The sequence below is a fragment of the Hallella mizrahii genome (assembly GCF_009695775.1).
Lineage (GTDB): Bacteria > Bacteroidota > Bacteroidia > Bacteroidales > Bacteroidaceae > Prevotella > Prevotella mizrahii.
The window spans coordinates 140,600-167,195 of the sequence record NZ_VUNG01000002.1; the positions used below are offsets into that span (position 1 = coordinate 140,600).

Below are 26,596 nucleotides of genomic sequence, written 5' to 3' on the forward strand. Positions count from 1 at the left end.
GAAAAAGCAAAAGGATGATACAGCCTTGAACAGAAGGGCTCTAAGACAAAGACATCGGGGCAGGCTACGAAATCGCAGCCTGCCCCTAATGTTTTTCAGTGCTTGATCAGATTTTCAATTTCTATTTGCATTCATGGAAGCATCACTGATACTATTTTACTTTCTTGTCTTTTGTATCGGTATCAGTCTTGTCGGAAGTGAAGAGCTCCTTGATACCACCAATGCTTCCGAGCAGATTCGTGGCCTCGTAAGGCAGGTAGACCGTTTTGGTACGGTCGCCCTCGGCTACATTCTGCATCATCTGGATGTACTTCTGTGCCAACAGGTAATTAGCCGGATTGGTACTCTTTCCTACTGCTTCCGTAATCTTTTCGATAGCGACAGCCTCAGCCTCAGCCTTGCGCACACGGGCCTGCGCCTCACCTTCCGCACGAAGGATAGCCTGCTGCTTGTCAGCCTCCGCGCGGTTGATCGTTGCCGCTTTCTCACCTTCAGACCGCAGGATATCGGCCTGTTTCTTACCTTCAGAGGTAAGGATGGTGGCTCGCTTATCACGCTCTGCCTGCATCTGCTTTTCCATCGCCTGCAAAACGCTCTGTGGCGGAATGATATCCTGAAGCTCCACACGGTTGACTTTGATGCCCCACTTGTTGGTAGCGTCGTCGAGTACACCACGCAACTTGGTGTTGATCGTGTCGCGGGATGTCAACGTCTGATCCAGTTCCATCTCACCAATGATGTTTCGCAAAGTGGTCTGCGTGAGCTTTTCAATGGCATTGGGCAGATTGTTGATCTCATAAACAGCCTTGAAAGGATCCACAATCTGGAAATAGAGCAAGGCATTGATCTGCATCTGGATATTGTCCTTGGTGATGACATTCTGCTTGTCGAAGTCGTAGACCTGCTCTCGCAAGTCTATGTTGTTGCTGTAGACATAGCGTCCGCGCACCAGTGTGCAAATGACTTTTGCACGGTCGATAAAAGGAATGATGATGTTGATACCGGGCTTCAATGTAGCATAGTACTTTCCCAGTCGCTCAATAATCTTGGTTTCACTCTGTGGAATGATGACGATGGCCATCTTGGCAAAGATAAGCGCAAGGACGATAAGTCCTATCAGTACGTAAGTTGCAATCATAGGGTTATTGTTGTTTTATGGGTTAAACTTATTATGAACAGCCTGCAGAGACCAAGCGGAAATATTGCCCGGACCTACTCCTCATTAATATATGTCATGCTACTCCTTATTATATATAGTATACTACAGCGCGATAAGCCACATTCTTGCGAAACAGATTGCATTCATCTATGCTATATTTCATAACCATATGGATAAGGCATAGCATTTTCCTACACCATCAGGCAGTATCGCCACAAGCTGATTTTTGATATTAATCTTCTTTCACGGCAACCTCAACGGTCACGACGATGCTCTCGCGTGCAACGACTTTCACAATAGTTCCTTTGTCGATATTGCTTCCATCTTTGCTCACTGCGCGCCACTCGTCACCATCAATTTTGACGTACCCGGGCTTTTCCGCGGTGATTGGCTCTATCACAACGCCCTCACGACCCAAAAGCGCATCGGCATTACTCCTGCGGTTACGACGGTCGGTATGCAGATATTTCACTACTACCGGACGCACACAGAACACACAGAGACAGGAAAAGATGACAAAGACCAACACCTGTGCCCATAAAGGAATGCCGAAAAAAGAGGAGACAATAGCCCCGGCAGCTCCTACTGCAAAGCAGAGCAAGTAGAAGGTACCGGAAGACACTTCCAGTATCAGCGCAAGGACACAAACCAGCGTCCATAGCAGCCATAAGTTTTCAGAAAGATAATCTATCATAGTCATAGAGATTGTTTTCTGTACGTAAAATTAAGAAAAAAAATCGATATTCCCTACATTTCGCTAAAAGAATTATGTGCAACTTAAGATTAATTCATAACTTTGCAATAACTGAAAGGATAAATCATCAAAACAGAAGGCTATGACAAGTATTTGGAGAAAGTTTTTTGGATTCACTGACGAAGAACATGAAGGAGAGACCTACGATGAAGCCGTGCAAAGAGCTAAGAAACTTTTGCACGAAGAAAACTACGAGGACGCGTGCCGTATCCTGAGATATGCAGAAAAGCAACACCATGCCGAGGCAATGTATTACCTGGCATGGTGCTATTGGAACGGGACCGGCGTGCGCGAGGATGCGGGACATGCGCGGCACCTATGGAAAGTTTGCGATGCGATGGGCTTCAAAAAAGAGCATCCGGAATAAGAATCTCTATACTTCTTGCCCAAGCAACATAGCACTAAATCTTCTATTTGCGGCGACGTGACTTGCGGCTCTTGGAAGAGGTCGTACTCTTTTTGGCAGTAGTGTGAGCAGCCTGATAAGCCTGATAATATTTCAAAGCCTCAGGCATCTCCTGCTGCAAGGCTGCAATACGTTTTGCATCGCTTGGGTGATCGCTCAGGAAATCATTGGTATTGTTATTGCCTTGTGACATGCGCTTCCAGAAAGGAATGGCCTCCTGGGGATTGTAGCCAGCCATAGCAGCAAAGACGAGTCCCATGTGATCAGCCTCGCTCTCATCATCACGGCTATACTTCAGATTGGCAAAAGAAAAGCCCTGCTGCATGATACTCGTGGCAACATTGGTGAGATCACCGGCTCCCAGCACACTGCCAAGGATGTTGACCCCCTGAGTAGCATACTGCTGACGGATCTGCTTCGACATCTGCTCGGCAGAATGCTTAGCCACTGCGTGAGCGATCTCATGACCGAGAACGATGGCCAATGATGCCTCGTTCTGGGTGTAAGGCAGCAGGCCTTCATAAACAACAATCTTTCCGCCAGGCATACAGAAGGCGTTGGCTTCCTTGCTCTGCACAAGATTGAACGACCAAGAAAAGTTCTTCACCTCGTCGGCAGCACCGTGTGAGGTCAGATAGCTCTCTACAGCAGTAGCCAGCCGCTGGCCGACCCGCTTTACCATGGCAGTATTTGTTGCATCCGTAGAGACCTTGGCGGACTGCATAAATTTCTGATACTCTTGATTACTCAAACTGAGAACCTGTTGGTCTGTGACCAAAAGATTGTGCTTACGACCGGTGATAGGCACGGTCTGTGTGGTTCCACATGCCGACACGAACAAGGCTGTCAGCATAGTAAAGAGGAAAAACTTGATTTTCTTCATAGTTACATAATATATATCAATTACTAACTGCAAAGTTAGAGATTAATCAGTTATCAACAAAAAGAAACCTTGAATATTTTATAATTTTAGCCAACTGAAATCGATTGCACAGCGTATTGTGCAAAAAAAGATAACTTTTTCATTTTCATATTTAGAAATATCGTACCTTTGCAACAGAAAAAAGAAAACAATAGATTATTCAAGAATAAGCAAGTTAGTTAGGTAGTTTTTCATATAGGTAGTTATTAGGTATTTGATGATTGGTTAGGTTAATTGATGTATTAGTCAAGAAAGGTAGAGATTGTTTTTAGGTACCAAAAGACGGCAGTTATCCAAGTGGGATGACTGCCGTCTTTTGCTTTTCTGCTATTCTTACCCTCTAAGTGTCAGAGAATTATATTTCTTTCTTACTAAAAAGCTAATGACCATTTGGCTCACTGCCGTTTCTTCCCGGCAGCATTAGGCAAATGGTCATCAAGGCAAATAGGAGTATTAGATATGTACTGTCTTGTTGAGCAGATAATTATCCAGCAACACCATCGCCGCCATCGACTCCACAATAGGCACTGCACGCGGTAACACACAGGGATCATGACGACCTTTGGCTTGCAAAACAGTTGCGCAACCGTTTGCATCAACTGTATTTTGACTGCGTAATAGTGTAGCTACGGGTTTGAAAGCTACGCGGAAGTATATATTCTGTCCATTTGAGATGCCGCCTTGGATGCCTCCACTGTTGTTGGTACGCGTAGTAATTTGCCCATGATGAGCGACAAAGACATCGTTTTGCTGACTGCCGCGCTGACTGACGCCGTCGAAGCCTAAGCCATATTCAAAGCCTTTCACTGCATTGATACCGAGCATTGCAGCTCCCAGCTGAGCATGCAGCTTGTCAAACTCCGGCTCGCCAAGCCCCACAGGACAGCCTTTGATGACACAGGCGATCACTCCTCCGATCGTGTCGCCGTCGGCTTTGACCTCTCTGATCAAGGCCTCCATCTGCTGCGCTTTTTCCAGATCGGGACAGCGCACGATGTTGGAATCGATCTGAGAAAGGTCGTAATGGGTGTAGTCGCCTTCCAACTTGATGTCACCAACTTGTGTTGTGTAGGCCTGGATAGTGATACCCAACTGTTGCAAAGCCAGCATGGCCAAGGCACCACCGACACAACGGCTGATCGTGATGCGGGCAGAAGAACGCCCGCCTCCACGGGGATCACGCAGTCCATATTTGTTGTAGTAGGTATAATCGGCATGAGAAGGGCGAAACAAATCCACCATATTGTTATAGTCGGAAGATCGCTGATTTGTGTTCCGGACCATGAAACCGATCGGCGTTCCCGTCGTCTTGCCCTGGTAGACACCACTGAGCAGCTCCACGTGGTCGGGCTCTTTGCGCTGCGTAGTGATCTGACTCTGACCCGGACGACGCCGGTCTAATTGATGCTGAATGAAATCCATGTCCACCTCTATGCCAGCCGGCATCCCGTCAATAATACCTCCTACAGCCTCACCATGACTTTCACCAAAAGTCGTCAAAGTGAATATATTACCAAACGTGTTCCTCATTGTTGTTCTTTCTTTTAGTTTTGCATCACCACACACCTGTAAATAATGGATGTCTCATGACAACCTAACAAATGTCTCCCCCTTATCTATTTCAGCTACACCTTATTATATAATAGGTCACTCCTTATTATATAGGAGCGTATACACCTTATTTTATATAAGGAGCAGGACAAGATCTCTGATGAAAAAAAATGCTTCCGGGCATCAAAGGACCGCTTAATGACAGTGTCCGCATCCTTCGCCACAACCGCCGCCACAGCCTTCTTCACCATGGCCTCCACAGCCTCCGCCGCAGTTATCGCAATGACCACCGCAACCTTCGCCCGACATAGCCTTGGCCAACTGTGCCATCTCTTCTTTCGTGGCCTCACGATTGGCCAGCACCTGACCGACAAAGTTCAGCGTGCAACCAGCCAATGGATGGTTCAGGTCGATGGTCACCGTATCAGGTCCCACCTCCACGACACGACCGTTGAAGTGATCTCCTGCCTCATTTTGCAGCATCAGTATGGCATCGGGATAGACATGCTTGGAATCAAACTTGCCATCTATCTCGAAGATATGCTTGTCGACACTCTTCACCAAGTCGTTGTTGCGGGGACCAAAAGCCTGCTCCGGCGTCAACTCAAAGTTGAAACTGTCGCCAACAGCCAGGTCGACGACCTGCCGCTCGAAGTCTTCCAACATAAAGCCCATACCACTGATGAAAGTAGCAGGCTTAGCCTCCTCAGTCATCTCGACAAGCACTTTCTGTCCATTAGAGACATCGTAGAGCTGATAGGAAACGCTCACCAACTTGTTACTCTTGTTTTCGCTCATTATAATACTATTCTTTTGATTATTTGTTGTTCGCCTGCAAAGGTAGTGCTTTTTTCTTAGTTACAAGCCTATTAAAATTCAAAATGGTAATATAATCTTTGATTTACATCAAAATAAGCAGTTGTTTACGCACACAGCTAACAAATTATTTGGTTGGTATCGATAATTCTCGTAACTTTGCATCGAAATCAAGAAGATAAGTGATTTCAAGGATAACATGTTGAACACCCGGACACAGATCCAATGAAGAAGATTCAGGACAAAGCCGGGAAAGAAGAAAGGTAAAAAGATGAAAAAGATTGTATTGACACTGGCTGCCATGATGACAATGAGCATGGCATTTGCAAACACAGAGAACATCCCTGAGAATGCACCTGAGGTAACCGAGGCAAGCACTGCTGCCAACTACGACATGACTGTCAACTACAGCAAACTGGCTACCACACTGGAGCTGAGCGCTGATCAGATCGACGCTGTCGAGGCCATCCACGACCAGTTCATCAACGACATGCGCAAAGCCGCAAACGCAGAGGCTTCTGAGCGTGCTGAGCTCGTCAAGAAGGCTGCCACCAAGGAGCTGAAGTACATGCACTATGTTCTCAACGAGAAGCAGTATCGCAAGTACAACACACTGCTCAACCTCACTCTTGAGAACCGCGGTTTGCTGAAGTAATAAGTAGATAAAGAGAACCCCTTTTCTGATACGGCATCCACTAACGGATATAGCGTCAGAAAGCAAATATAAGAAGCCTCGTCTGCAAAGACGGGGCTTTTTTATTAATTGTTCTTAAATACCAGCGAGAAGCTCACGTAGATCGAAATAATTTGTCTACCTTTGTAATCTAAAACGTATTAAGCGTGAAAATAGCAAAAGTGGTGAATGCCCTTGAACAGTTCGCGCCTCTGCCCTTGCAGGAAGACTACGATAATGCCGGCCTGCAAACGGGATTGACAGAGGCGGATGTCTCAGGGGCTTTATTGTGTCTTGACGTTACCGAGGCTGTGGTGGACGAAGCCGTAGCCAAAGGGTGCAACCTCATCGTGTCGCATCATCCTCTGATCTTCCACAAGCTCAGAAGACTCTGCGGTGAAGATGACGTGCAGCGCACGGTGATGAAAGCCATCGAAAAGCATATTACCATCCTCTCACTCCACACCAACATGGACGCCGCTGAAGGCGGTGTCAACTTCAAAATAGCAGAAAAGCTGGGACTGGAACATCCGACATTCTTCGGCAAACGCCAGTCCGCAGAAGTAAAAACCAGTGACGGCCAACTCCGAACAGTGGCTGCCGGCGAAGGAGTGATTGCGGAATGGACCGAGCCTCTTGCCGCCGACGACTTTATTATCCGGCTGAAACAAACCTTCGACGTGGAATGCGTGATGGCCAATGAACTGCTCCGTCGTCCCATCCGTCGTGTGGCCATCTGTGGTGGAGCCGGTGATTTTCTGTTGCCGGACGCTGTTGCCCTCGGAGCCGACGCCTTTCTGACAGGAGAGATGCACTACCATCAATATTTTGGCTACGAGCAACGCATACAAATTGCCGTCATCGGCCACTATCAAAGTGAGCAGTTCACACGGGAGATCTTCCGCGACATCATCACGCGGCAATGCCCCGGTGTCCGCTGCATTTTGTCGGAGATCAACACCAATCCGATCATCTATTTTTAGATCCAAACGGAAATTCACGTTGATCCAACGATAGATACGGATAGATCGAGCTCACGATACACATAGACTCAAGTATTAATACATATTGATCGAACTATAAAAACATAATAATCATGGCAAAGAAAGACCCATCAGAGTTGTCGGTGGAGGAGAAGCTCTCCACCCTCTATCAGTTACAGACCACCCTGTCTGCCATCGATGAGAAGCGGGCACTGCGTGGCGAACTTCCTCTCGAAGTGCGAGACCTTGAGGATGAGATCGCCGGTCTCAACACACGTATGGAACACATCAATGCTGAGATCGAAGACTTCCGCGCTGCCATTGCACAGAAGCGCAATGAGATTGAGCAGAACCAAGCCAGCGTAGACCGCTACAAGGCTCAGCTCGACGAGGTAAAGAACAATCGTGAGTACGACACGCTGACCAAGGAGATCGAGTTCCAGACACTGGAGATCGAACTCTGCAACAAGAAGATCAAGGAAGCCAACCAGAAGGTACAGGAGCGTCAGAACGACCTCGCCAACACACAGGCTACGCTCACCGAGCGCCAGAAGGACCTTGAGTCGAAGCGCGACGAGCTCGACTCCATCATGCAGGAGACGCGTGAGGCCGAGGAAGATCTCAAGGAGAAAGCCAAAGAACTGGAGGCCCGCATCGAGCCGCGTCTGCTGGCCAGCTTCAAGCGTATCCGCAAAGGTGCCCGCAACGGACTGGGCATTGTCTATGTGCAGCGTGATGCCTGCGGTGGTTGCTTCAACAAGATTCCGCCACAGCGCCAGTTGGACATCAAGATGCACAAGAAGATCATCGTCTGTGAATACTGTGGCCGTATCCTCATCGACCCGGAGCTCGCCGGTGTGAAGACGGAGCCCGCTGTTGAGGAGAAGCCCAAGAAGAAACGCACAACAAGAAGAAAGAAGGCTGAGACTGAGGAAAACGCAGAAGCATAATCAGCCTTGAACCTTCACTATATATAAAAAGGAGACTCTCAACGCGAGAGTCTCCTTTTTGTTTTTATAGCAATCCTATATTTGATTATATAGCTGTTCTATTTTGTCTTTACTGCGTTATCGGGTAAAAACTTTCCGAGTCAAGGCCACGGAAGTCTCTACTCGTAATCGTCAATGACATTATTGGTGAAGTCCATCATCGGCTTGGCCACCTTCGCAATCTTCACGAGCTGTTCTGTCCAATGCTCTCCTTGGAAGAAATCATCGGGCACACAATGCCAGGCACAATAGTCTTTCATCTTCAAATAAGAGAGGAACTCATAGTCCTTGGGGAAGTCTTTCGGTGCTTTCTTCAAACAGTTGATGCCGAAGCCTTTTGGCGCAGGCGCATCATCGCTCCATTCCGAGGCATTGGGATAGCCAAAGAGATGGATGAACTCACCGCTCTCTACACAGTGTCTCCACTCTTCTATGTTTCCCATGATCTCATTTCTCACGGACGTGAGGATGTTTGTCGGCAGCCAATAAGCCCCGACGGCAATCAGACTGTGGCCCGGCTGCAAGTGGATATAATAGCCCGCGTGCAGTCCTTTACGGCCATGGGCAGAGATGTAAGCACCCAAATGGCGCTTATAGGGCGACTTGTCGGGTGAAAAACGCGTATCGCGATAAAAGCGATAGACACAGTCCTTCACCGTCAGATGAGCCACCGTCTCGTCCATTGCTCCCAAAGCGTTGATGGCCTGCTCCACGCCTTTTTCGAAATCCGCCTTGGCGGCAAGGTACTGATCTTTATGCTCAGCAAACCATGGCCGGTTGTTGTTGGCGGCCACATCCTTCAAAAATTTGAATATCAGTTGGGTATTCATTTGTTCTTTCCTCTATTTTTTCTTTTTTCCTTACCGTTTTGGTGAGGCCTATTCCAGTTTACTACCCTTCAGCAACTTCGGACAGATCGTGTCAAAGGGGCATTTCTCGCACTTCGGCTTCGCGCTCTGACAGATATACCTTCCATGTAGCAACAGCCAGTGATGGGCAGAGGGAATATCCTCCACCGGAATACTCTTCTCAAGATATTGCTCTACCTTCAATGGTGTGTTGGCCGTTGCGGGCACCAAGCCCAGGCGATGCGCCACACGATAGACATGCGTATCGACTGCCATCACCGGCTTGCCAAACCACACGGCCTGCAGCACATTGGCCGTCTTGCGGCCTACCCCCTGCAACTTCACGAGTTCCTGAGGATCAGAGGGCACCTCACCACCATAGTCAGCAACGAGCTGCCGGGCCATCGCCACGAGGTGACGTGCCTTGGCATTGGGATAGCTCACACTGCTGACCAACGCCAGCACATCCTCCACCTCTGCCTGGGCCATGGCTTCCGCTGTAGGATACTTGGCGAACAGTGCCGGTGTCACGGCATTGATGCGTTTGTCGGTGCACTGTGCCGAAAGCAAGGTGGCCACCAGAAGCTGGAAAGCGGAGCCGAACTGCAACTCTGTTGTCACATGTGGCTCGTGCTTCCGGAAATAATCAAGTATATACTGATAACGTTCTTGTCGGGTCATATTCTTATGTTATTCATTCTTCATAGAACATTCATCATCGAACTCTCATCATACGACAATAAACATTCATTATTCATTAATCGCTCCGCAGTAAGGGCATTTTCCTTTATGATCAAGCCTTGCCCCACAATTTCCACACACATATCGGGCATGTGGCACATGGAGATAACGGTCAATGGCAAAGACCACATACGCCACGAGCAGGAGATAACCGACATAGTGGAGCGTGGTGATGCTGAAGACGATGTAGTCAATGGCACACATTGCTGCCAGTCCTCCCAAGTAGAGCACACCCTCTCCCCAGCTCAATTGCCGGCGTACATCATCGACGCACGCCAACACAATCACCGGCATCGCCCACACAGAACAGAGGAAGATCATCAGCGGCACTGGCACTGAGAAGGGATTGAGCGTTGGATGATAGTAGAAATGCTGCCACATCTGCGGTGCATACATCTGCAAACTGGCATAGAGCGTAGCCGAGAAGGCCACTGTCAGGCACAGCAAGGTGGGATAGAACGAGTCGATATCGTGGAAATGTACAATATGTGCTTTGTGGCGCTTAATGTTCCAAAAGGCATAGCCCGCCGCGAAGACAGCAATGACACAAAGGAAGATGAGGACATGGTCGTTGCTGAACTCAGAGATGAACTGCGAGATCGGGTCGTCGGGCATCACGCGGGGCAAGAGGTAGGACTCGCGTGCCCAGCCAAAGGCAGAACTGTCGTTGGCCAACTCCACCCACACCGAGTCGGTATTGTCAGACGATACCATGTGTATGTCGGCCACCACGAGGTGGGCACCCTTACGCACGATAAAGGAGTCGGTAGGCAGTCCGCCGATATACTCTTCGGGCATCTGACTGATGAGCGAGAGCGAGTCGGCCTTCACCACGAAGTTGTAGTTGTTGGTATAGTGGTGCGTCGAGAAGAACGACAAGGAGTCGATCTGCCGCTCACTGAACTTGAAAGCAGCATGGTTGCGGTGATGGGACTGATAGCACCCCGTAAGCGAGAAGACCACCGCAAACATGATCAGCAACAGACGAAAGATCCTCATTCCGCGTAGATATTCATTTGACACAAGTCACATCTAAACTCCAACCGGAAGCGACGGCCGTCACCGAGCCGCAGCGTCAGCGGCTCACGCCACCGTGGGGCTGTCCCACCCCGCCTGACACAATGGCCGAGAGCATAGCGCAGACAGTGACGGCACTGCATCACCAATGCTTTGCCGGGCTCCTTCAACTCAAAGGCCGGAGCCTCCACCTTGATGCCCTGCCGCTCATAGAACTGCCGGGCGAGGTGATTGGCGACATTATATAAATAGGAGTAGGCATTGTAGAGATCCTGCGGCTGCTCAAAGTTGACATTACGCTCAACCTGCTCTGTATCCCTGCAACATTTCTCTCCACCATACATTTCAGTCTGTTGCGGCCCGTCCGTATCCTTCGTGGGCAGCACCTGATTTTGCTCAGTTGACTCAACGATCTTTTTCTGTAAGCTTTCTACAGCCTCCCGCCTCAACTCAGAGAGCAGACTGGAAGGGATAAAAAGTTCGTCGGCGCCCTGCTCGATGGTGATGTCGGCCGGCTCACAGTGGAAGACGGTCGTACCGAGTTTGGCGAGTTGTTGCCGGATATTGTCGGCCTGTGGACGCTTGGCAGCCTGATGATCAAAGGCGACTGAAGCCTCGGCCTGCAAATTTTTAGCCTCAGCTGACTTTCCATCGACCGACATTCTCAGACGGAATCCATTCTGTGTCAAGCCATAAACCATGGCAACGGAAATACGACGGTCAGCCGTCTTACCACTTAAAAGTTTTTCGAAAGCCACGTCCTGATTGCGATAGAGCGTCATACCTTTTCTCAGATGTGTCGGCATCTTGAAGGGAAAGAGTCGTCCGCCCTCTACCCTATTGACGCGGAAGCCTTCCAGCTCATGTTCGTCGTTGAGGAAGCACAGTCCGTCGCCATTGGCGAAAGCGGCAATACCCGCCACGGTGAACGAATCGCGACGCAACTCCTTGACGTGTCCGACCATCTCGCCCAGTGCCTTTGGTGTGTCAAACGAGGCAATATCGGGCTGACGGCCATGGAGGAAATAAGTGGTGAAGCCGCGGTTGAATGTCTTCTTCAAGTCGGGCGTGAACCCATAGCTCACCTTTCCGAGGGAAGCCCTGCGGTAATCGTCGGGGCGGCGCCGCACCAGATCATCAAGTTTCCGACTGTAAGCACTGACCACATTCTTGACATAGTCAGCCGTTTTCAACCGTCCCTCAATCTTGAACGAGCAGATACCGGCATCCGCCAGCTCCTCGAGATGGTCGAGGCGGTTCATATCCTTCAAGGACAGCAGATGGCGGTCGTGCTCTATCGTATGACCGTCAGCGTCGAGCAGATCAAACTTCATACGGCAAAACTGAGCACAAGCACCCCGGTTGGCCGAACGGCCGAAGCAGTGCTGCGAGGCGTAGCAGACACCGGAATAGCTCACACAGAGCGCGCCATGGACAAAGCCCTCCAACTCGACAGTGGGTACTGCCTGGTGTATGGCCTTGATCTCATCCAATGACAACTCGCGAGCCAGCACCGCCCGACTGAAGCCTTGCTGTTGCAGCCACCGCACCTTCCCAGCCGATCGGGTGTCGCACTGCGTGGAGGCATGAAGAGCCGGTGCATAGCCCAGTTCACGGCGCACACGGGCTACCAACTCGATAGCAGCCATATCCTGTACCAAGAGCGCGTCGACCTTAGCCTCAGCCAACTGCTTCATGAGCTGGTAGGCCTTGTCGATCTCATCTTCATAGATGAGCGTGTTGACCGTGACATACACACGGACACCATAGCGGTGGGCGTAGTCACAGAGATGGTGAATGTCGTCGACACTGTTTCCGGCAGCCACACGGGCGCCGAAGTCCGACGCACCGATATAGACGGCATCGGCACCATGATCCACAGCAGCCATGGCGCAGGCCAGGTCGCGTGCGGGAGCAAGAAGTTCGAGTGTGCGTTGTTCTTTCATCAGCATTACTTAATCTCGTTGATGTTATAAGGCGTCTCCTGATAGACGTAATAGTTGATCCAGTTGTTGAACAGCAGGTTGGCGTGCGATCGCCAGGTGACCAGCGGTCCCTTAGCGGGGTCGTTGTCGCGATAATAGTTCTTCGGCAGTTCCACGTCGTCGCGCTTTCCCGCGTCACGCTTGTATTCCTTGTCAAGCGTGTCGGGGGCATATTCCAAATGTCCGGTGATGAAGAACTCCCTACCCTCGCGGGCCATGACCATGCTCACGCCACTTTCCGGTCCCTCAGCGATGACGCGCAGCGCGTCGACCTTGTCGATGTCGCTGCGCCATACCTCGGTATGGCGGCTGTGCGGCATCATAAACACGTCGTCGAAGCCACGGAAGATGGGCAGCAAGGGATCCAGCGGTGTCTGTGGGAAGATGCCGAAGCGCTTCTTCTCCAGCGGATGCTTGGGCACCTGATAGAAATGGTACAGGGCAGCCTGAGCGGCCCAACAGATATAGAGCGTGGAGGTGACATGGGTGCGTGCCCAGTCAAAGATACCCGTGATCTCCTGCCAGTATTCCACATCTTCGAAAGCCATCTGCTCGATAGGGGCACCGGTGACGATCATGCCGTCCCATTTCTGCTCGCTGAGGACAGAGAAGTCCTTGTAGAACATCTTCATGTGCTCGATGGGCGTGTTCTTAGGTGTGTGGCTGTGCAACTTCATGAAGTTGATCTCAATCTGCAACGGCGTGTTGCTCAGCAGTCTGATCAAATCGGTCTCAGTAGTGACCTTCAGTGGCATGAGATTGAGAATCACGATCTTCAACGGACGAATCATCTGCGTATGGGCGCGGCTTTCGTCCATGACGAAGATATTCTCATGCTTCAAAATATCAATGGCCGGTAACTTATCGGGTAATCTTAATGGCATTGTCTCTTATCTTTAAAACACTATAGAATCCAGCGCAAAGATAACAAAAAAAATGGAGAATAGAGACAATAACAATCGAAAAAAGCAAGCATGCGCAAGCGGAAGAACAAATAAGGGTGACCAGCGTTGGCCACCCTTATTCGTCATATCGGTTTACCAGAGCTCTAAGCGCTGATTTTCTGGAAGATACATTTTGTCGCCCTTCTTCACGTTGAAGGCCTTGTACCAAGCGTCGATGTGCGGCAGAGCACCGTTGACACGCCACTCACCGAGTGAGTGAGGATCGCGCTTGACGCGGTTGCGGATCTCCTGATCGGTGATGTTCTGTCCCCACACACCGGCGTAGGCGATGAAGAAGCGCTGGTCGGGCGTAAGGCCGTCGATGGTCTTCAGCGGTTTGTTGGCCGTGGCATGCTTGAAAGCATTGAAGGCGACCTGCAGACCACCGTGATCAGCAAGGTTCTCGCCAAGGGTGAACTTACCGTTGGCGTGTAGGCCTGGGAGCACCTCAATGCCGTCGAAGAAGTCGGAGTAGAGCTTAGCACGCTTCTCAAAACCCTTGGCATCGTCAGCTGTCCACCAGTCGTGGAGGTTGCCGTTGGCATCGTACTGACGTCCCTGGTCGTCGAAGCCGTGAGTCATCTCGTGGCCGATGACCACGCCGATGGCACCGTAGTTGAAGGCAGCGTCAGCCTTAGGATCGAAGAACGGACGCTGCAGGATGCCTGCGGGGAAGCAGATCTCGTTGGTCGTCGGATTGTAGTAAGCGTTGACCGTCTGGGGTGTCATGAACCACTCGTCGCGGTCGACGGGCTTACCGGCTTTGTCAGCGATCATCTTGTCAACAGCAAACTCACGTGTGGCAAGCACGTTGTCGTAGTAGCTCTTCGAAGGATCGATAGTGAGCTTGGAATAGTCTGTCCACTTGTTGGGATAGCCGCTCTTGACGTAGAACTTGTCGAGTTTCTCGTGAGCATTCTTCTTTGTGGAGTCGCTCATCCATGTTTGGGCATCGATGCGCTCGCCGAGGCTGATCTGCAAGTTATGCACCAGTTCCTCCATCATCTTCTTGCTGGAAGCAGGGAAGTAGCGCTCGCAATACATCTTACCAAGTGCCTCGCCCATGGCACTCTCGACCTGGTTGGTGGCACGCTTCCAGAGCGGATACTCCTCCTTGCGGCCACTCATGGTCTTGCCGAAGAAGTCGAAGTTGGCCTGACGGATCTCGTCGGTGAGGTAAGAGGCAGAGCTTTGGATGACATCCCACTCCATAATGGCACGCAACTCGTCGGCGGTCTGCAGAGCCATCAGACTGTTGAGAGCGGTGAAGAAGGCGGGCTGTCCGACATTCATCTCCTGGATGTAGTCGAGCTTCACGCCCTCAGCCTCAGCCATCTGGCAGAGTGGAATATTAGGATAGTTATCCTCAAACTCCTTCAGGCTCATCTTGTTGTAGTTGGCCTGGGGATCACGGAGCTCGGTATTGCTCTTGGAAGCAATGGCCAGCTCAGTTTCAGCACGGAAGACATCCGCAGCCTTGACACTGGCCTGTGCGTCGGTGAAACCGTAGAGCTTGAACATGCGCACGAGATGCTTCTTGTAAGCATCACGGATGTCGCTCGTTGCCTTGTCGTTGTTGAGATAGTAGTCCTTCTGTCCCAGTGTCAGTCCACCTTGTGAGAGGCAGAGGATGTTGCGGGTGACGTTCTTGTCGTCAGCACCGAAATACGAGCCGAAGGGCACGCCATAGCCGATCTTGGCATATTTCAGCTGCAAGTCGTGGAGCTGGTCAAGGGTCTTGGCAGCTTCCATCTCGTCGAGCAGTGGCTTCACGGGAGCCAGTCCCTCCTTGTTGCGGCGGTCCTGGTCCATGGCGAGCTTATAGAAATCGCTGAGCTTACGCTCTGTGGTGCCCTCCTTGAACTTCTTCTTGGTCAAAGAAGTGAGGATGCTATTGACCTGCTTGTTGACGTTTTCCTGCAACATGTCGAAGCTGCCATAGCGGCTGTAGGCGGCTGGCAGCGGGTGGAGTTTCTGCCATCCACCCGTGGCATAACGGTAGAAGTCATCGGCAGGACGAACACTCTTGTCGAAGTTCGTCATGTCGAGTCCCGACTGGTTCTGCGCCATCAGGCCCTGAGCGGGCGCTGCGGCGAGCATCAGCATCGGGAGAATCTGTTTCATGTTCATCATTGTTTTATTTTAAAGTTAGAAATTTATAGAAGCCATAGAAGCTATAGAAACTATAGAGGCCATAGAGGTCATTGGGACTATAGAAGCTATAGAGATCATAGAGGTCATGGAAACTATCATCCCAGCTCTTCGACCTTTTCGGAGAGTTCCATCCAGCGGTCGTTTTCTTTGTCGAGTGCTTCCTGCGTTGTGGAATATTCGTTGACGAGCTGCATGTTGGCCGCATTCTTTGGATCCATGAGCAACGTGTCGAGCTCTTTGAGGCGAGCTTCCATCTTTGCTATCTTTGCTTCAGACTCCTCGACGGCGCGCTGGGCCTTGCGCAACTTTTTCTGTTTTTCCTTATGCTCTTCCCAAGATTCCTTGGTGGCAGGTTGGGAAGTGCCCGGCTGTGCTGTTTCTCCCTTGGCAGATGACGGTGTCTGCTGCTTAGCAGCGGGTGCAGCGGCTGTCGTTGTCTTCTCCTCAGCGACAGCCTTACCGTTGAGAGCCTCGTGGATGGTCTCGGCATTGTGCGCCCGGAGATAGTCATAGATGCCACCGATATGCTCCTTGACCTGTCCGCCGCCAAACTCATAGACCTTCGAGACGAGCCCGTCGAGGAAGTCACGGTCGTGGCTGACGATGATCGCCGTACCGTCGAAGGCTTTGATGGCCTCCTTGAGCACATCCTTTGACGGCATGTCGAGGTGGTTGGTCGGCTCATCGAGGATGAGCAGGTTGACCGGTTCCAGCAGCAGACGGATCATGGCCAGTCGGGAGCGCTCACCGCCTGAAAGCACGCCGACCTTCTTCTCAGAGATCTCACCTCCGAACATAAAGGCACCGAGCAGATCGTTGATCTTCAGGCGCATCTCGCCCGTGGCCACCCGGTCGATGGTGTCGTAGATGCTCAGACTCTCATCAAGCAACTGTGCCTGGTTCTGTGCAAAGTAGCCGATCTGCACGTTATGCGCGATCTTCAGCGTGCCGGTAAAAGGTATCTGTCCCATGATGCACTTGACAAGCGTGGACTTACCCTCACCGTTCTTACCGACGAAGGCTACCTTCTCACCGCGCTTGATGGTCATGTTGACATGTGAGAAGATGGTGTGGGAGCCATAGTCCTTGCGCACGTCGTCGCAGATGACGGGATAGTCGCCACTGCGCAGGCACGGGGGAAACTTGAGGTGCATGACCTTGTTGTCGACATCATCGACCTCGATGGGTACTATCTTCTCGAGCTGGCGGATGCGCTGCTGTACCTGCACGGCCTTGGTGGCCTGATAGCGGAAACGCTCAATAAACGCCTTGGTGTCGGCGATCTCCTTTTGCTGGTTCTCGTAAGCGCGCAGCTGTTGCTCGCGACGCTCTTTGCGAAGCACTACATACTGGTCGTACTTCACCTTATAGTCCTCGACATGACCGCAGGTGATCTCCAGCGTACGGTTGGTGACGTTGTTGATGAAGGCGCGGTCGTGGCTGACGAGGACCACGGCACTGGAGCTCTGAGCCAGAAACTGCTCAAGCCACTGGATAGACTCAATGTCGAGGTGATTGGTGGGCTCGTCGAGAAGGAGCACGTCGGGGTGCTGCAGAAGAATCTTGGCCAACTCAATGCGCATGCGCCAACCACCGGAGAACTCACGTGTAGGCCGCTCGAAGTCACTGCGCTCGAAACCCAGACCGGTCAGCGTACGCTCCATCTCGGCCTCATAGTTCTCTCCTCCCATCATCATATAGCGCTCATGGGTCTGGGTGAACTTGTCAACCAGAGCCATGTAGTCTTCACTTTCGTAGTCGGTGCGCTCGGTCATCTCCTGCTGCATCTTGTCGAGCTGCTCCTTGATATGTATATGTCCGGCAAAGGCCTTGCGCGCTTCCTCGCGCACAGTGGTGTCATCCTGAAGTTTCATCACCTGTGGCAGATAGCCCACGGTAGAGCCGTTGGGCACCGACACTGTACCGGATGTCGGCTTTTGCAGGCCACAGAGTATTTTCAGCATGGTGGACTTTCCGGCACCGTTCTTACCCACGAGGGCCACACGGTCTCGGTCGTTGATGACAAAGCTGACATCGTGGAACAGCGGCCGGGTGCCAAACTCCACCTTGAGATTCTCTACTGAAATCATTTCAAAAATATAAAAATTAACGATGCCCACCGCCAGCAGCGAGTATTTCTCTACGCCACAGACAAGGCGAAAGAGTCTCGGAGCGGTTGGAAACATCCCAAAAAGCAAAACAGGATAGCGGAGTCTTTCGGCATCGCTATCCTGTTTCTTATCTACAAACTCTGATTGCTCAGGGTTTTCTTTACTTCACCTTGTCAACGATGGCCTTGAAAGCCTCAGGATTGTTGACAGCGAGGTCAGCGAGAACCTTGCGGTTGATCTCGATGCCTGCCTTGTGGAGAGCACCCATCAACTGGCTGTAGCTCATGTCGGAGAGACGAGCGGCAGCGTTGATACGCTGGATCCACAGAGCGCGGAAGTTGCGCTTCTTGTTACGACGGTCACGATAAGCGTAGGTAAGACCCTTCTCCCAAGTGTTCTTAGCTACTGTCCAGACATTCTTGCGAGCTCCATAGTAACCCTTTGTGAGCTTCAGAATTCTTGTTCTCTTTGCTTTAGATGCAACGTGATTTACTGATCTTGGCATAATTTTGTTCTTTAAGCGTTCGACTAAAAAGGTTTACGATTAACGGAGGCAGAGCAGACCGCGAACCTGCTTGAGGTTTGCGCTGTCGACCAGTGTCTGATGGTCGAGGTTTCTCTTTTGCTTCTTTGTCTTCTTAGTCAGAATGTGACTGTGGTAAGCGTGATGACGCTTGATCTTACCCGTACCGGTGAATGTGAATCTCTTCTTTGCACCGGAGTTAGTCTTTACTTTTGGCATTTTTTTGTTGTTTTAATGTTGATATGAATTGAAAGGTGGCAACGCATATACCCGGCGGTACCACTCAGTATTTCTGTCTCTTAGTCTTTCTTGTCCCCGTCAGCGGCCTCAGCGAGCTTGCGGAGGGCCTCACCACCCTTGGCGTTGCCAAGGAGTCCGTTTTTCTCGGCCTGCTCAGCAGCCTGTGCCTTAGCTTCTTCCTTGGCCTTGGCCTCTGCAGCGAGACGATCGCGCTTCTGCTGGCTCTGCTTGGCAACACCCGCTTTCTTAGGAGCGAGGAAGAGAAACATCTTCTTGCCTTCGAGCTTTGGCATCTGCTCTACCTTGGCATACTCCTCCAAGTCATTGGCAAAGCGCAGCAACAGCACCTCACCCTGCTCCTTGAAAAGGATGGAACGGCCACGGAAAAACACGTAGGCGCGCACCTTGTTGCCCTCTTCGAGGAATTCCTTGGCGTGCTTGAGCTTGAACTGGTAGTCGTGGTCGTCGGTCTGAGGTCCGAAGCGGATCTCTTTGACCTCCACACGCACCTGTTTTTGCTTCATCTCTTTGGCACGCTTCTTCTGCTGATAGAGGAACTTGCTATAGTCGATGAGACGACAAACGGGCGGCTGTGCGTTGGGCGAGATCTCCACGAGGTCTACCCCTTGTTGATGAGCCAAGTCAAGTGCCTGACGTGTAGGCATCACTTGTGAGCCGTCGTCGCTTACGACTCGTACTTCCCGTACATGAATCTGTCCGTTGACGCGGTACTGATTCTTCTGATTGTCTTTCTTCATCCAGCTATATTAAAGTCATTTTTATATTGGTTTTAGGGTATAACATACCCATACAGCGTGCAAAATTACTAAAACTTTTCCGTTCCACCAAACTTTTCCTCGGAAAAAGGCGATTTACTTGTCCAGCAAGTGTGTGGCACGCAGATTGTCCACCACCTGACGGTCGGCGGGCAGCCAGCGGACACCGCTGAGATTGTCTTCCCGCAGCCAGCGTGCATCCTCGGCCTCCAAAAGCTCGAGGTGACCGGAAAGGACATGGCAGACATAGCAGTGCATCGTGAGATGGAAAGCAGGATAGTCTTGCTCCACCGTCATGACGAACCGGTCGACAGAGATCTCTGTGTTCAGCTCCTCACGTATCTCGCGCCGCAATGCGTCCTCACGGCTTTCGCCCTCCTCAACTTTGCCGCCGGGAAACTCCCACCAGTCTTTCCACTCGCCATAACCGCGCTGTGTGGCAAACACCAGACCGTCGCGGCAGATAATGGCAGCCACCACTTCTATATGCTTCATGTCTTATATATAAATAGGTATAACCCGATGCAAAGTTACAAAGAATATCCGGCATTCCGCTTCACCTACCCTATGATTTTGACGGCATCGCTGTTTTGAATAGAAAACCTTTTGACAAAAGACCTTCCACCCAGACTTTCATTCTAGAGAAAAAACTGGGATTTCTTTTAGAAAAAAAAGAGTAGAGAACAAGCCAAAACCGATTTCCGATGGTCATCTCAGTTAGATGATGCGCTCATCTCACTGAGATGACACGATGAAATCACTGAGATGACCACATCAAACTACCGAGATGACAGGGTCAAAAAGGTACTTTGGCAAGCAGAAATAGGCTCTTTTGAAATGGCAAGTAAGCGTGTAAACATATAAAGGCCTAATACACAGATAGTTGCAAAATATTGCTCAGAATTTAAAAAATCACGGCAAGAGATGGCTTCGTCGAAAAGAATCGCAAAATAAGGCCCGTTTTTTGTCAGTTTATTCAACAAATGAGAGACACGATGAAGAAGGCTAAGAATCCACCTCGCTGTTTTAGCATGTCAATGACTGTATTTCTTTTCATGTTAAAATATAATGTTACTTGATTATCAGATGGTTACGTGGTAAATGGTACAAAAATGTACAGTAAGAACTTCAGCCATATCCTAAAAAAACGTGTTGATTACAAATTGCAAATTATGGATGTTTATCAATTTCGTGATACGGTTTAACATCTTTTACCAGGAAATTGTATACGAAAAAGTTGTCTAATATTGAAACTTTCCCTACCTTTGCGCTATGGAAAGAAAGATAGTTACGTATGGTGGCTATTTTGAAGCTTTCATGGAAACGCTGACTGACAAAGAGCAGGAGAAAATTCAGTATGGATTACTTCTCTTGAAGACCCAAGATCGATTGTCCAAGAAGTTCGTGAAACTGATTAGAGAAGGCATCTATGAGTTGAGGACGGAATTCAACAGCAATATATTCCGTGTATTCTTCATCTTCGACGAAGGTAGGATTGTAGTTCTTTTCAATGGTTTCCAAAAGAAGACTCAGAAGACGCCAAATACAGAAATAGAAAAGGCAATTAAAATTAAGGAGGCATACTATGCAGACAAACAATCACAAAATCGCTGATTACGATTTGGTTCTTGATAAGAAATTTGGGAAGGAGGGCACTCCCGAGCGAGCATTGGCAGAGGAGAAGGCGTACTCTTTCTACTCGGGTCAGATACTTCACGACGCTCGGAAAGAAGCCAATATGACTCAGGCTGAACTTGCGAAACGCACTCACACGACCAAGTCGTATATCTCAAAAATAGAAAATGGTATCATCACACCCAGCGTTGGTGCCTTTTATAGGATTATCAGTGCTCTTGGTATGAGAGTAGAAGTAGTGAAACCAGTGTGCTAAGCCATCAGTCGTCCTATCTCATCTGTGTCCCGGGCTGGAGCCAATGGTCTTCTTTACATGAAGTGACTTGATAGCAAAGTCGCATTTGTAAACATCTCCCAACTCTATACGTGAAAAAACATTTGATGGACATCAATAGCTACAGATTGCATTTTACACAGAAGAGAATTTCACATCCACGCAGCGGAACTGAATAATATTGATAGTTGAGTCCTGTATAAGACGCTTCTATATATTGACTCCGGTTGAAGACGTTGGAGAGTTTTGCTCCAAGTTCAAGACGCTTAGTTGGGGTATATGTGATACGGGCATCAACAAAAGCATTGCGGTTATACTTACCCTTTTCAGTCTCTATTGACGAGTATTCGCATCCCGTGCTGACTGAGATTTTTCTCAATGGATAGAGATATATGTTGAACTCATCAAACCAACTCCTCAGAGAATATCCGGCATGGTTTGGGTAATAGTCTTGCCATGAAAGATTAAAGGTCGCCTCATTGGATAGTTGAAGCCATGTCAATTTGTTCCATCTTAATTTCATTGATGGAGAAAGGATGTTTGATTTCACGGTCTGTTGCACGTTGTTTTGCGTGACAGGCAGTATGTTCCTTGTATAGTTAACAGTGCCTTTAGCAGAAAAGCCTATTTGTGTGAAAGTCTTATCTACTGAGGTTTGGACCAAAAACATATGCGAATGTGTGTCTGCCCAAATTGGCGTTATGACAGTATACCGTTCTTCGTAGCTGTATTGGTTGTGATAGTCGGTCTTCCTCCACGACGCTGAAGCCGTAAGATTCCATGTAAACATTGTGATGAAGTTTGCATAATTCACTGAGAAAAGAAGAGAGGACAAGTGCTTCCAGCCAAATCTTTCTGAAGGATTCACCCAAGTACGGTAATTAGTCAGAATGCTATCGGAATATATGATTGAATTGTCCAAGTCGTCATCTAATGAACCGAGTATTTTTAAACGCCAGAAAGGAGAAAGGTCGTGCTTCCAGTGTATGGAAGGCGAGATATAGATTTTTGTGTCGCTTTTGTTAGTCTCGCTCCAGGATATTGAGGATGAAAAAACATTAAGGGGAAAATCAAATGCCACGAAGCCTTTATGATACCGAATTGCATAGTCAACCCCCACTTTGTTGAGAAAATAATGGGTCTGTTTGAAATCGCTGGAGCCAGCCTTTATTCTGTCAACCTTGTACTCCATTCCATATTTCAATTCAATGTTGTTGCCCAAAAGAGGAAGTGTTGTAGATAGGCTGTTACGCGTGAACAGCTGTTGGAGGATTAACCTTTCACGGCTATTGTATGTTGATACAGAGTCTTCAACACCCATTAGTTCACTTCTTCGCAAATACCTTGTTGATGAGTTAATGGTGTAAGCTAGTTTCCCCGCGTTAAGCGTCATTTGCAGCTTGTTCTGTGCGTATGATGTATGCCGTGCGACATGCTCCTGCAGCAAGTTCTCATTACTGTTTAAATGGTTGATGTTGTCAGTATATGACAAGGATGTCGAAAGGTCGTCAACAAGATAGACCTTGGGCGCGTTAAGCTCGTATCGGAACTGTGGCACGAAAGTATGCTCATGCGATTTTCTTCTGTTGCTCTCGTTGAGCGACAGTGTTGGTGAGCCTCCATAAAGGCTGGAGGTGCTGTCCGCCAGCAGGTCACTTGTACCATAATAGATAAGATTAGTACGGAAATTCCCGTAACGTCCAATGCGATGTAGGTGGTTAATACCCATGGAGTATGACTTATTCTTCAGGTATCTTTTAAGCTGTATTGGTAGATAAGTTGCTGAGGACGTTGTGATTATATTGTCAGGTAAGGGAATATAGTTGTCCAGATTGGCAACATCGATATGATCCAGTGTGTTCTCGCTGATATTTTCCCCTGTGTCGTTCATCTTTACAGTAATCAGAGTCTGATTCTTTTTGGCAATATTTATAAGGGTGATGTGATTGTCCCACAAGGTATTGTCGGAAAAGCCTATACCGCCTTGTGCCTCACCGAACGGCTTTAATTTGTATTCGCGCTTAAGTTTGATATTAAGCGTCGCACGCTCTGATGGTATTCTGTTTTTCAAGGCTCTGATTGGCTGATCATTCTCCATTATTTGAACTTGGGCCACGGCATCAACGGGCAGGTTTCGTGTGGCCTGATTGTAACGGTTTCCAAGCAGATCCTGCCCCTCGATATTGAAATGATTGATGGAATTGCCCTTATAGGAGATTGTCCCATTTTCACCCACTTCTATACCAGGTAGCTTCTTCAGTACATCCTCCAGGTAATAGTCTTCCTTGTCTTTAAAGGACGAAACGTTATATTTTATTGTGTCGCCGTTCTGCTCTATTGGTTTCACCTTGACGGTGACCTCTGGAAGTTTCACTTCGCGCCAGACAGAATCATTATGGGTCTGTGCCCAAGAGAATAACGGTATGGCAGCTAATAGAAATATTATAAAGCGTTTCATTTATTCTATCTCAATGGGATTATATGGGCGGCTGTGGCTACCTTTCTGCATATCTTCGGAGAATCTTATGCCCGGTGAAGCCATCTCAAAGGCTTTAATGATGTCACGCTGTTCATTTTCAACCGCCCGAAGAGCATTCTGCCGAGTAGTTTTTATTATCTTAACATCTGCATGCAAGTATATTGCTGTTCCGATAGTAAGGTTTTCCAAACCATTCAGCGTAAAATGATAATTGTTTTTGGCATCTTTTATGTCGAAGATAAGCCCAGGCAGACCAGAGAACAAGTATGGACCTGCTTTCAGATGGAAAGTTGGGGCATACCATGCATTCCATTTTCTGCCTCCGTATACGCAAAATGCTTTCTTACATGGTACATTGCTTATTAAGGTGTCTCCATCTGTCAAATTCCAATTGATTACAGGCATCTGTTCTGTGTATTCATAATTGTTTATATTCTGTACTTGCACTATGGCTCTTCCTGTCCCCTTGTCAATGACAAGGGGATATTTGTACACAGCATTCTGCATCAAGCCCAATCCCTTGGTAATAAGCGACATGGGTGACTGTTTGGCATAGTATAAGGAATCGTTGGCCTTATCAAATTGCCACTGGTAATAGTCCATAAAGCCAAGGCACTTTTTCCCAACCAATAAAATTGATTGGCCATTGGTCCATTTACTCTTCGTAGAATCTCTTCTGAAGGAGTATTCGTAATAAATTTTTGTGTAGGCAGTATCAAATACCGTCTTTTCTATTGGTTTCAATGGCGGCATATCAGAGCCGGACAGAGATTGCGCTTTTGATGTCTCCGTCCCCAATAGGGCTATAATAACAGCTAAGCTGTAGGCCAAAAATAATTTCTTTGTCATGCGGTACGTTGTTCAACAATTATAATTTGGTGTAAAAACAAAAAAAGATCAATTCTACTTGTTATGGCAAAGATAGCAATAAAATACGATAATATTATATATTATCCTTTAGTTTTCGATAAAACTTAAGTTTTTTATACTAATTGTGTTAAATGCAGAAATCTCTATTTGAGACACTATACATCAAGCATAGCTACTAGCTCTTCTATATATTTAAGCATGGTTGCCGTACCCCATTTTCCACCATCTTTGGTTCTCGCCTTCTTGTATTTTGAAAGGTGTCTTTTGAGAAGATCGACTGTGAGAACGTCTCTCCAAGCGCCGCCTCTATCATGCTGAGAATCTCCTTCCGTGCGACGACGGTGACGCGCTCCGAGATTTTGACCGGGTGCAGCTTCCCCCGACTGACCATCGTGTAGAAAGTCCTCAGGCTGATGCCGAGCAGCTCAGCCACCTGCCGCGGGCGGTAGAACTCCTGTCGAGAGCCCACGCCGGCAACGCCGCCGCCCGTAGTGTTAAGTTGTGTTTCGTTTTTCTTTCCCATAGTGCTTGCCTTGTGAATTTATCCGTTTTCAGCTTTACCCGGCAATTAATGTGCAGTGGCGTCGCATTATCTGCCTTATGGTGCAACATCTTATGCCGCGGCACTTCATAGTCAAGTTCCAAATGTTGTACAAAATTAATCAAAACAGATGGAACCTACAATTGCCATTTGGGAAGACTTCAAACGCTTGTTAACTGATAATCAACCGATTACTTTCGACCGTTTGCAGCCGTTTGCCAACATTAAAGTTCATGTTATTCTTATTTGCGTGTGAAGATACAACTACTTGTTGAGAATAAAGTATGCTTCGTGTTAAAAACTACGGAGAATACAAACAATATCCGTAACATTTTACATTCTCATCAAACTTTGACCGTTTGCCTTACAAGTCACACATCCTTTGCCGCTTCCGATTTTGTGTAGTTATGACATTCTTCATTTGGAAGTGCTCTCCATTCCTTTGTAGAGAGAACCTTTTCTGGATTATCCTTGTGAATGTACTTGCTTCCGACGCGCCCATGTTTCTTTACTTGTTCAACAGGCACGGTCTGCACATGGGCATGGATGATAGTCTCATCACAATGCACATCAAAGCCGATGACATTCTCTTCTCCCCATTTCTCACATGCAAAGCGGTAGGTGTCCAATGCCCAGTCATAGATGCCTTTTTGTAATGTCACCTTGCTGTGGTCAGCATTTGGATCTGATGTGTTGAGTTTCTGTTCACCAAAGGCTAGCCTGTTAAGCACATCATGGTCACCACTGAAGATGATGCCGGCAGTGCAGTTCGGACTGTTCCTTGAAACTTGGTCGGGACGCTTGGCATCCATATACGGCTTGAAGCCAAGTTCATCAAGTCTGTGCTGCAAGCGTTCATGCAACGGCACAGACAGGGAACCAAGAGGCACAATCTTTCCACCCTTGACTATCTCAAAGTTGAGTCTCTTGCGTGAGTAGTTATAGGGATGTTCTATAAATTAAATTGCTAACAATCAACAAGTGTTTGCGTAATTCAAGAAAAAGTATTACCTTTGTAATATAAATCAGACGAAAGATGGACAAACTGACAGTATACCACAAGTCGATGGGCAAGAGCCTGTTTGAGGAGGAGTTTTACAGTAGAAGCCCTCTCCCAAATGGGCAATCCCTTGGAACGACTTTCCTCTCTGGTGGATTTTGAGATGTTCCGCCCAGTTCTTGAAGATAACTGAATAAAACAAAGG

General features: G+C 48.6%; 26 protein-coding genes and 1 pseudogene. 7 read left to right on the forward strand and 20 right to left on the reverse strand.

Annotated elements, in window-relative coordinates:
- Positions 1 to 151: 151 nt before the first annotated feature.
- Both FYJ73_RS01520 and FYJ73_RS01525 read right to left on the reverse strand, forming a co-directional pair.
- Positions 152 to 1,138, reverse strand: coding sequence for an SPFH domain-containing protein (locus FYJ73_RS01520; protein WP_154532922.1), 987 nt, complete (start codon positions 1,136 to 1,138; stop codon positions 152 to 154).
- Between the two features lie 253 nt (positions 1,139 to 1,391).
- Positions 1,392 to 1,853 carry an NfeD family protein gene (locus FYJ73_RS01525; RefSeq protein ID WP_154532924.1) on the reverse strand — a complete coding sequence of 154 codons (462 nt, stop codon included), beginning with the start codon at positions 1,851 to 1,853 and terminating at the stop codon, positions 1,392 to 1,394.
- 142 nt (positions 1,854 to 1,995) lie between these two features.
- Here FYJ73_RS01525 and FYJ73_RS01530 point away from each other — a divergent pair, with 142 nt between their 5' ends.
- Positions 1,996 to 2,280 carry an SEL1-like repeat protein gene (locus FYJ73_RS01530; RefSeq protein WP_154532926.1) on the forward strand — a complete coding sequence of 95 codons (285 nt, stop codon included), beginning with the start codon at positions 1,996 to 1,998 and terminating at the stop codon, positions 2,278 to 2,280.
- A gap of 43 nt (positions 2,281 to 2,323) precedes the next feature.
- Here FYJ73_RS01530 and FYJ73_RS01535 read toward each other — a convergent pair whose 3' ends face one another.
- The 3 genes from FYJ73_RS01535 to FYJ73_RS01545 all read right to left on the reverse strand — a co-directional run bounded on the left by FYJ73_RS01535 (position 2,324) and on the right by FYJ73_RS01545 (position 5,590).
- The gene (locus FYJ73_RS01535; RefSeq protein WP_154532928.1) at positions 2,324 to 3,202 is read right to left on the reverse strand and encodes a M48 family metallopeptidase; all 879 of its coding nucleotides are present in this window, start codon (positions 3,200 to 3,202) and stop codon (positions 2,324 to 2,326) included.
- Positions 3,203 to 3,694: 492 nt separating this feature from the next.
- Positions 3,695 to 4,771 carry a chorismate synthase gene (gene aroC, locus FYJ73_RS01540; RefSeq protein ID WP_154532930.1) on the reverse strand — a complete coding sequence of 359 codons (1,077 nt, stop codon included), beginning with the start codon at positions 4,769 to 4,771 and terminating at the stop codon, positions 3,695 to 3,697.
- A 216-nt stretch (positions 4,772 to 4,987) separates the two neighbouring features.
- Entirely contained in the window at positions 4,988 to 5,590 is a 603-nt protein-coding gene (locus FYJ73_RS01545; protein WP_154532932.1) for an FKBP-type peptidyl-prolyl cis-trans isomerase, read from the reverse strand.
- 289 nt (positions 5,591 to 5,879) lie between these two features.
- Between FYJ73_RS01545 and FYJ73_RS01550 the strand changes: the two genes are divergently transcribed.
- The 3 genes from FYJ73_RS01550 (at position 5,880) to FYJ73_RS01560 (ending at position 8,214) form a co-directional block, all read left to right on the forward strand.
- Positions 5,880 to 6,263: a hypothetical protein gene (locus FYJ73_RS01550; protein WP_154532934.1), complete on the forward strand. Its 384-nt coding sequence runs from the start codon at positions 5,880 to 5,882 to the stop codon at positions 6,261 to 6,263.
- Between the two features lie 185 nt (positions 6,264 to 6,448).
- Positions 6,449 to 7,264, forward strand: coding sequence for a Nif3-like dinuclear metal center hexameric protein (locus FYJ73_RS01555; RefSeq protein WP_336509564.1), 816 nt, complete (start codon positions 6,449 to 6,451; stop codon positions 7,262 to 7,264).
- Positions 7,265 to 7,377: 113 nt separating this feature from the next.
- Positions 7,378 to 8,214 (forward strand): zinc ribbon domain-containing protein, encoded by an 837-nt coding sequence (locus tag FYJ73_RS01560; protein ID WP_154532936.1) that lies wholly within the window; start codon positions 7,378 to 7,380, stop codon positions 8,212 to 8,214.
- Positions 8,215 to 8,372: 158 nt separating this feature from the next.
- On the opposite strand, the gene FYJ73_RS01565 is transcribed toward FYJ73_RS01560, so the two are convergent.
- From FYJ73_RS01565 to FYJ73_RS01615, 11 genes are all read right to left on the reverse strand, one after another.
- A complete protein-coding gene (locus FYJ73_RS01565; protein ID WP_154532938.1) occupies positions 8,373 to 9,083 on the reverse strand; it encodes a DUF2461 domain-containing protein in 711 nt (236 codons plus the stop codon).
- A 48-nt stretch (positions 9,084 to 9,131) separates the two neighbouring features.
- Positions 9,132 to 9,782 (reverse strand): endonuclease III, encoded by a 651-nt coding sequence (nth, locus tag FYJ73_RS01570; RefSeq protein WP_154532940.1) that lies wholly within the window; start codon positions 9,780 to 9,782, stop codon positions 9,132 to 9,134.
- A gap of 69 nt (positions 9,783 to 9,851) precedes the next feature.
- Entirely contained in the window at positions 9,852 to 10,841 is a 990-nt protein-coding gene (locus FYJ73_RS01575) for a TFIIB-type zinc ribbon-containing protein (protein WP_154532942.1), read from the reverse strand.
- The gene (locus FYJ73_RS01580; RefSeq protein WP_154532944.1) at positions 10,838 to 12,805 is read right to left on the reverse strand and encodes a peptidase U32 family protein; all 1,968 of its coding nucleotides are present in this window, start codon (positions 12,803 to 12,805) and stop codon (positions 10,838 to 10,840) included. The genes FYJ73_RS01575 and FYJ73_RS01580 overlap by 4 nt, the downstream gene beginning before the upstream one ends.
- 5 nt (positions 12,806 to 12,810) lie before the next feature.
- Positions 12,811 to 13,728 carry a homoserine O-acetyltransferase MetA gene (gene metA, locus FYJ73_RS01585; protein ID WP_154532946.1) on the reverse strand — a complete coding sequence of 306 codons (918 nt, stop codon included), beginning with the start codon at positions 13,726 to 13,728 and terminating at the stop codon, positions 12,811 to 12,813.
- A 153-nt stretch (positions 13,729 to 13,881) separates the two neighbouring features.
- Positions 13,882 to 15,918, reverse strand: a complete 2,037-nt coding sequence (locus FYJ73_RS01590; RefSeq protein ID WP_154533014.1) for a M13 family metallopeptidase — start codon at positions 15,916 to 15,918, stop codon at positions 13,882 to 13,884.
- A gap of 119 nt (positions 15,919 to 16,037) precedes the next feature.
- On the reverse strand, positions 16,038 to 18,032 hold the full coding sequence (locus FYJ73_RS01595; RefSeq protein ID WP_154532948.1) for an ABC-F family ATP-binding cassette domain-containing protein: 1,995 nt from the start codon (positions 18,030 to 18,032) through the stop codon (positions 16,038 to 16,040).
- A 181-nt stretch (positions 18,033 to 18,213) separates the two neighbouring features.
- On the reverse strand, positions 18,214 to 18,558 hold the full coding sequence (rplT, locus tag FYJ73_RS01600; RefSeq protein ID WP_154532950.1) for a 50S ribosomal protein L20: 345 nt from the start codon (positions 18,556 to 18,558) through the stop codon (positions 18,214 to 18,216).
- Positions 18,559 to 18,597: 39 nt separating this feature from the next.
- The gene (gene rpmI, locus FYJ73_RS01605) at positions 18,598 to 18,795 is read right to left on the reverse strand and encodes a 50S ribosomal protein L35 (RefSeq protein WP_154532952.1); all 198 of its coding nucleotides are present in this window, start codon (positions 18,793 to 18,795) and stop codon (positions 18,598 to 18,600) included.
- Between the two features lie 80 nt (positions 18,796 to 18,875).
- Positions 18,876 to 19,574, reverse strand: coding sequence for a translation initiation factor IF-3 (gene infC / locus FYJ73_RS01610; RefSeq protein ID WP_154532954.1), 699 nt, complete (start codon positions 19,572 to 19,574; stop codon positions 18,876 to 18,878).
- A 114-nt stretch (positions 19,575 to 19,688) separates the two neighbouring features.
- Positions 19,689 to 20,087, reverse strand: a complete 399-nt coding sequence (locus FYJ73_RS01615; RefSeq protein ID WP_154532956.1) for a (deoxy)nucleoside triphosphate pyrophosphohydrolase — start codon at positions 20,085 to 20,087, stop codon at positions 19,689 to 19,691.
- Between the two features lie 777 nt (positions 20,088 to 20,864).
- On the opposite strand from FYJ73_RS01615, the gene FYJ73_RS01620 reads away from it, so the two are divergent.
- Together FYJ73_RS01620 and FYJ73_RS01625 are read left to right on the forward strand one after the other, a co-directional pair.
- Complete coding sequence (locus tag FYJ73_RS01620; protein WP_154532958.1) at positions 20,865 to 21,206, forward strand: type II toxin-antitoxin system RelE/ParE family toxin; 342 nt, start codon at positions 20,865 to 20,867, stop codon at positions 21,204 to 21,206.
- Positions 21,178 to 21,483 (forward strand): helix-turn-helix domain-containing protein, encoded by a 306-nt coding sequence (locus tag FYJ73_RS01625; protein WP_154532960.1) that lies wholly within the window; start codon positions 21,178 to 21,180, stop codon positions 21,481 to 21,483. Before FYJ73_RS01620 ends, FYJ73_RS01625 begins: the two co-directional genes overlap by 29 nt.
- A 139-nt stretch (positions 21,484 to 21,622) precedes the next feature.
- On the opposite strand, the gene FYJ73_RS01630 is transcribed toward FYJ73_RS01625, so the two are convergent.
- From FYJ73_RS01630 to FYJ73_RS15830, 4 genes are all read right to left on the reverse strand, one after another.
- Positions 21,623 to 23,959: a TonB-dependent receptor gene (locus FYJ73_RS01630; RefSeq protein ID WP_154532962.1), complete on the reverse strand. Its 2,337-nt coding sequence runs from the start codon at positions 23,957 to 23,959 to the stop codon at positions 21,623 to 21,625.
- The gene (locus FYJ73_RS01635; protein ID WP_154532963.1) at positions 23,960 to 24,829 is read right to left on the reverse strand and encodes a GLPGLI family protein; all 870 of its coding nucleotides are present in this window, start codon (positions 24,827 to 24,829) and stop codon (positions 23,960 to 23,962) included.
- Positions 24,830 to 25,034: 205 nt separating this feature from the next.
- Positions 25,035 to 25,373 carry a helix-turn-helix transcriptional regulator gene (locus tag FYJ73_RS01640; RefSeq protein WP_235899175.1) on the reverse strand — a complete coding sequence of 113 codons (339 nt, stop codon included), beginning with the start codon at positions 25,371 to 25,373 and terminating at the stop codon, positions 25,035 to 25,037.
- A 389-nt stretch (positions 25,374 to 25,762) separates the two neighbouring features.
- The gene (locus FYJ73_RS15830; protein ID WP_235899176.1) at positions 25,763 to 26,242 is read right to left on the reverse strand and encodes a plasmid recombination protein; all 480 of its coding nucleotides are present in this window, start codon (positions 26,240 to 26,242) and stop codon (positions 25,763 to 25,765) included.
- 185 nt (positions 26,243 to 26,427) lie between these two features.
- On the opposite strand from FYJ73_RS15830, the pseudogene FYJ73_RS15835 reads away from it, so the two are divergent.
- Positions 26,428 to 26,578: pseudogene (locus FYJ73_RS15835) on the forward strand (IS5/IS1182 family transposase); the annotation flags it as partial.
- Between the last annotated feature and the right edge of the window lie 18 nt (positions 26,579 to 26,596).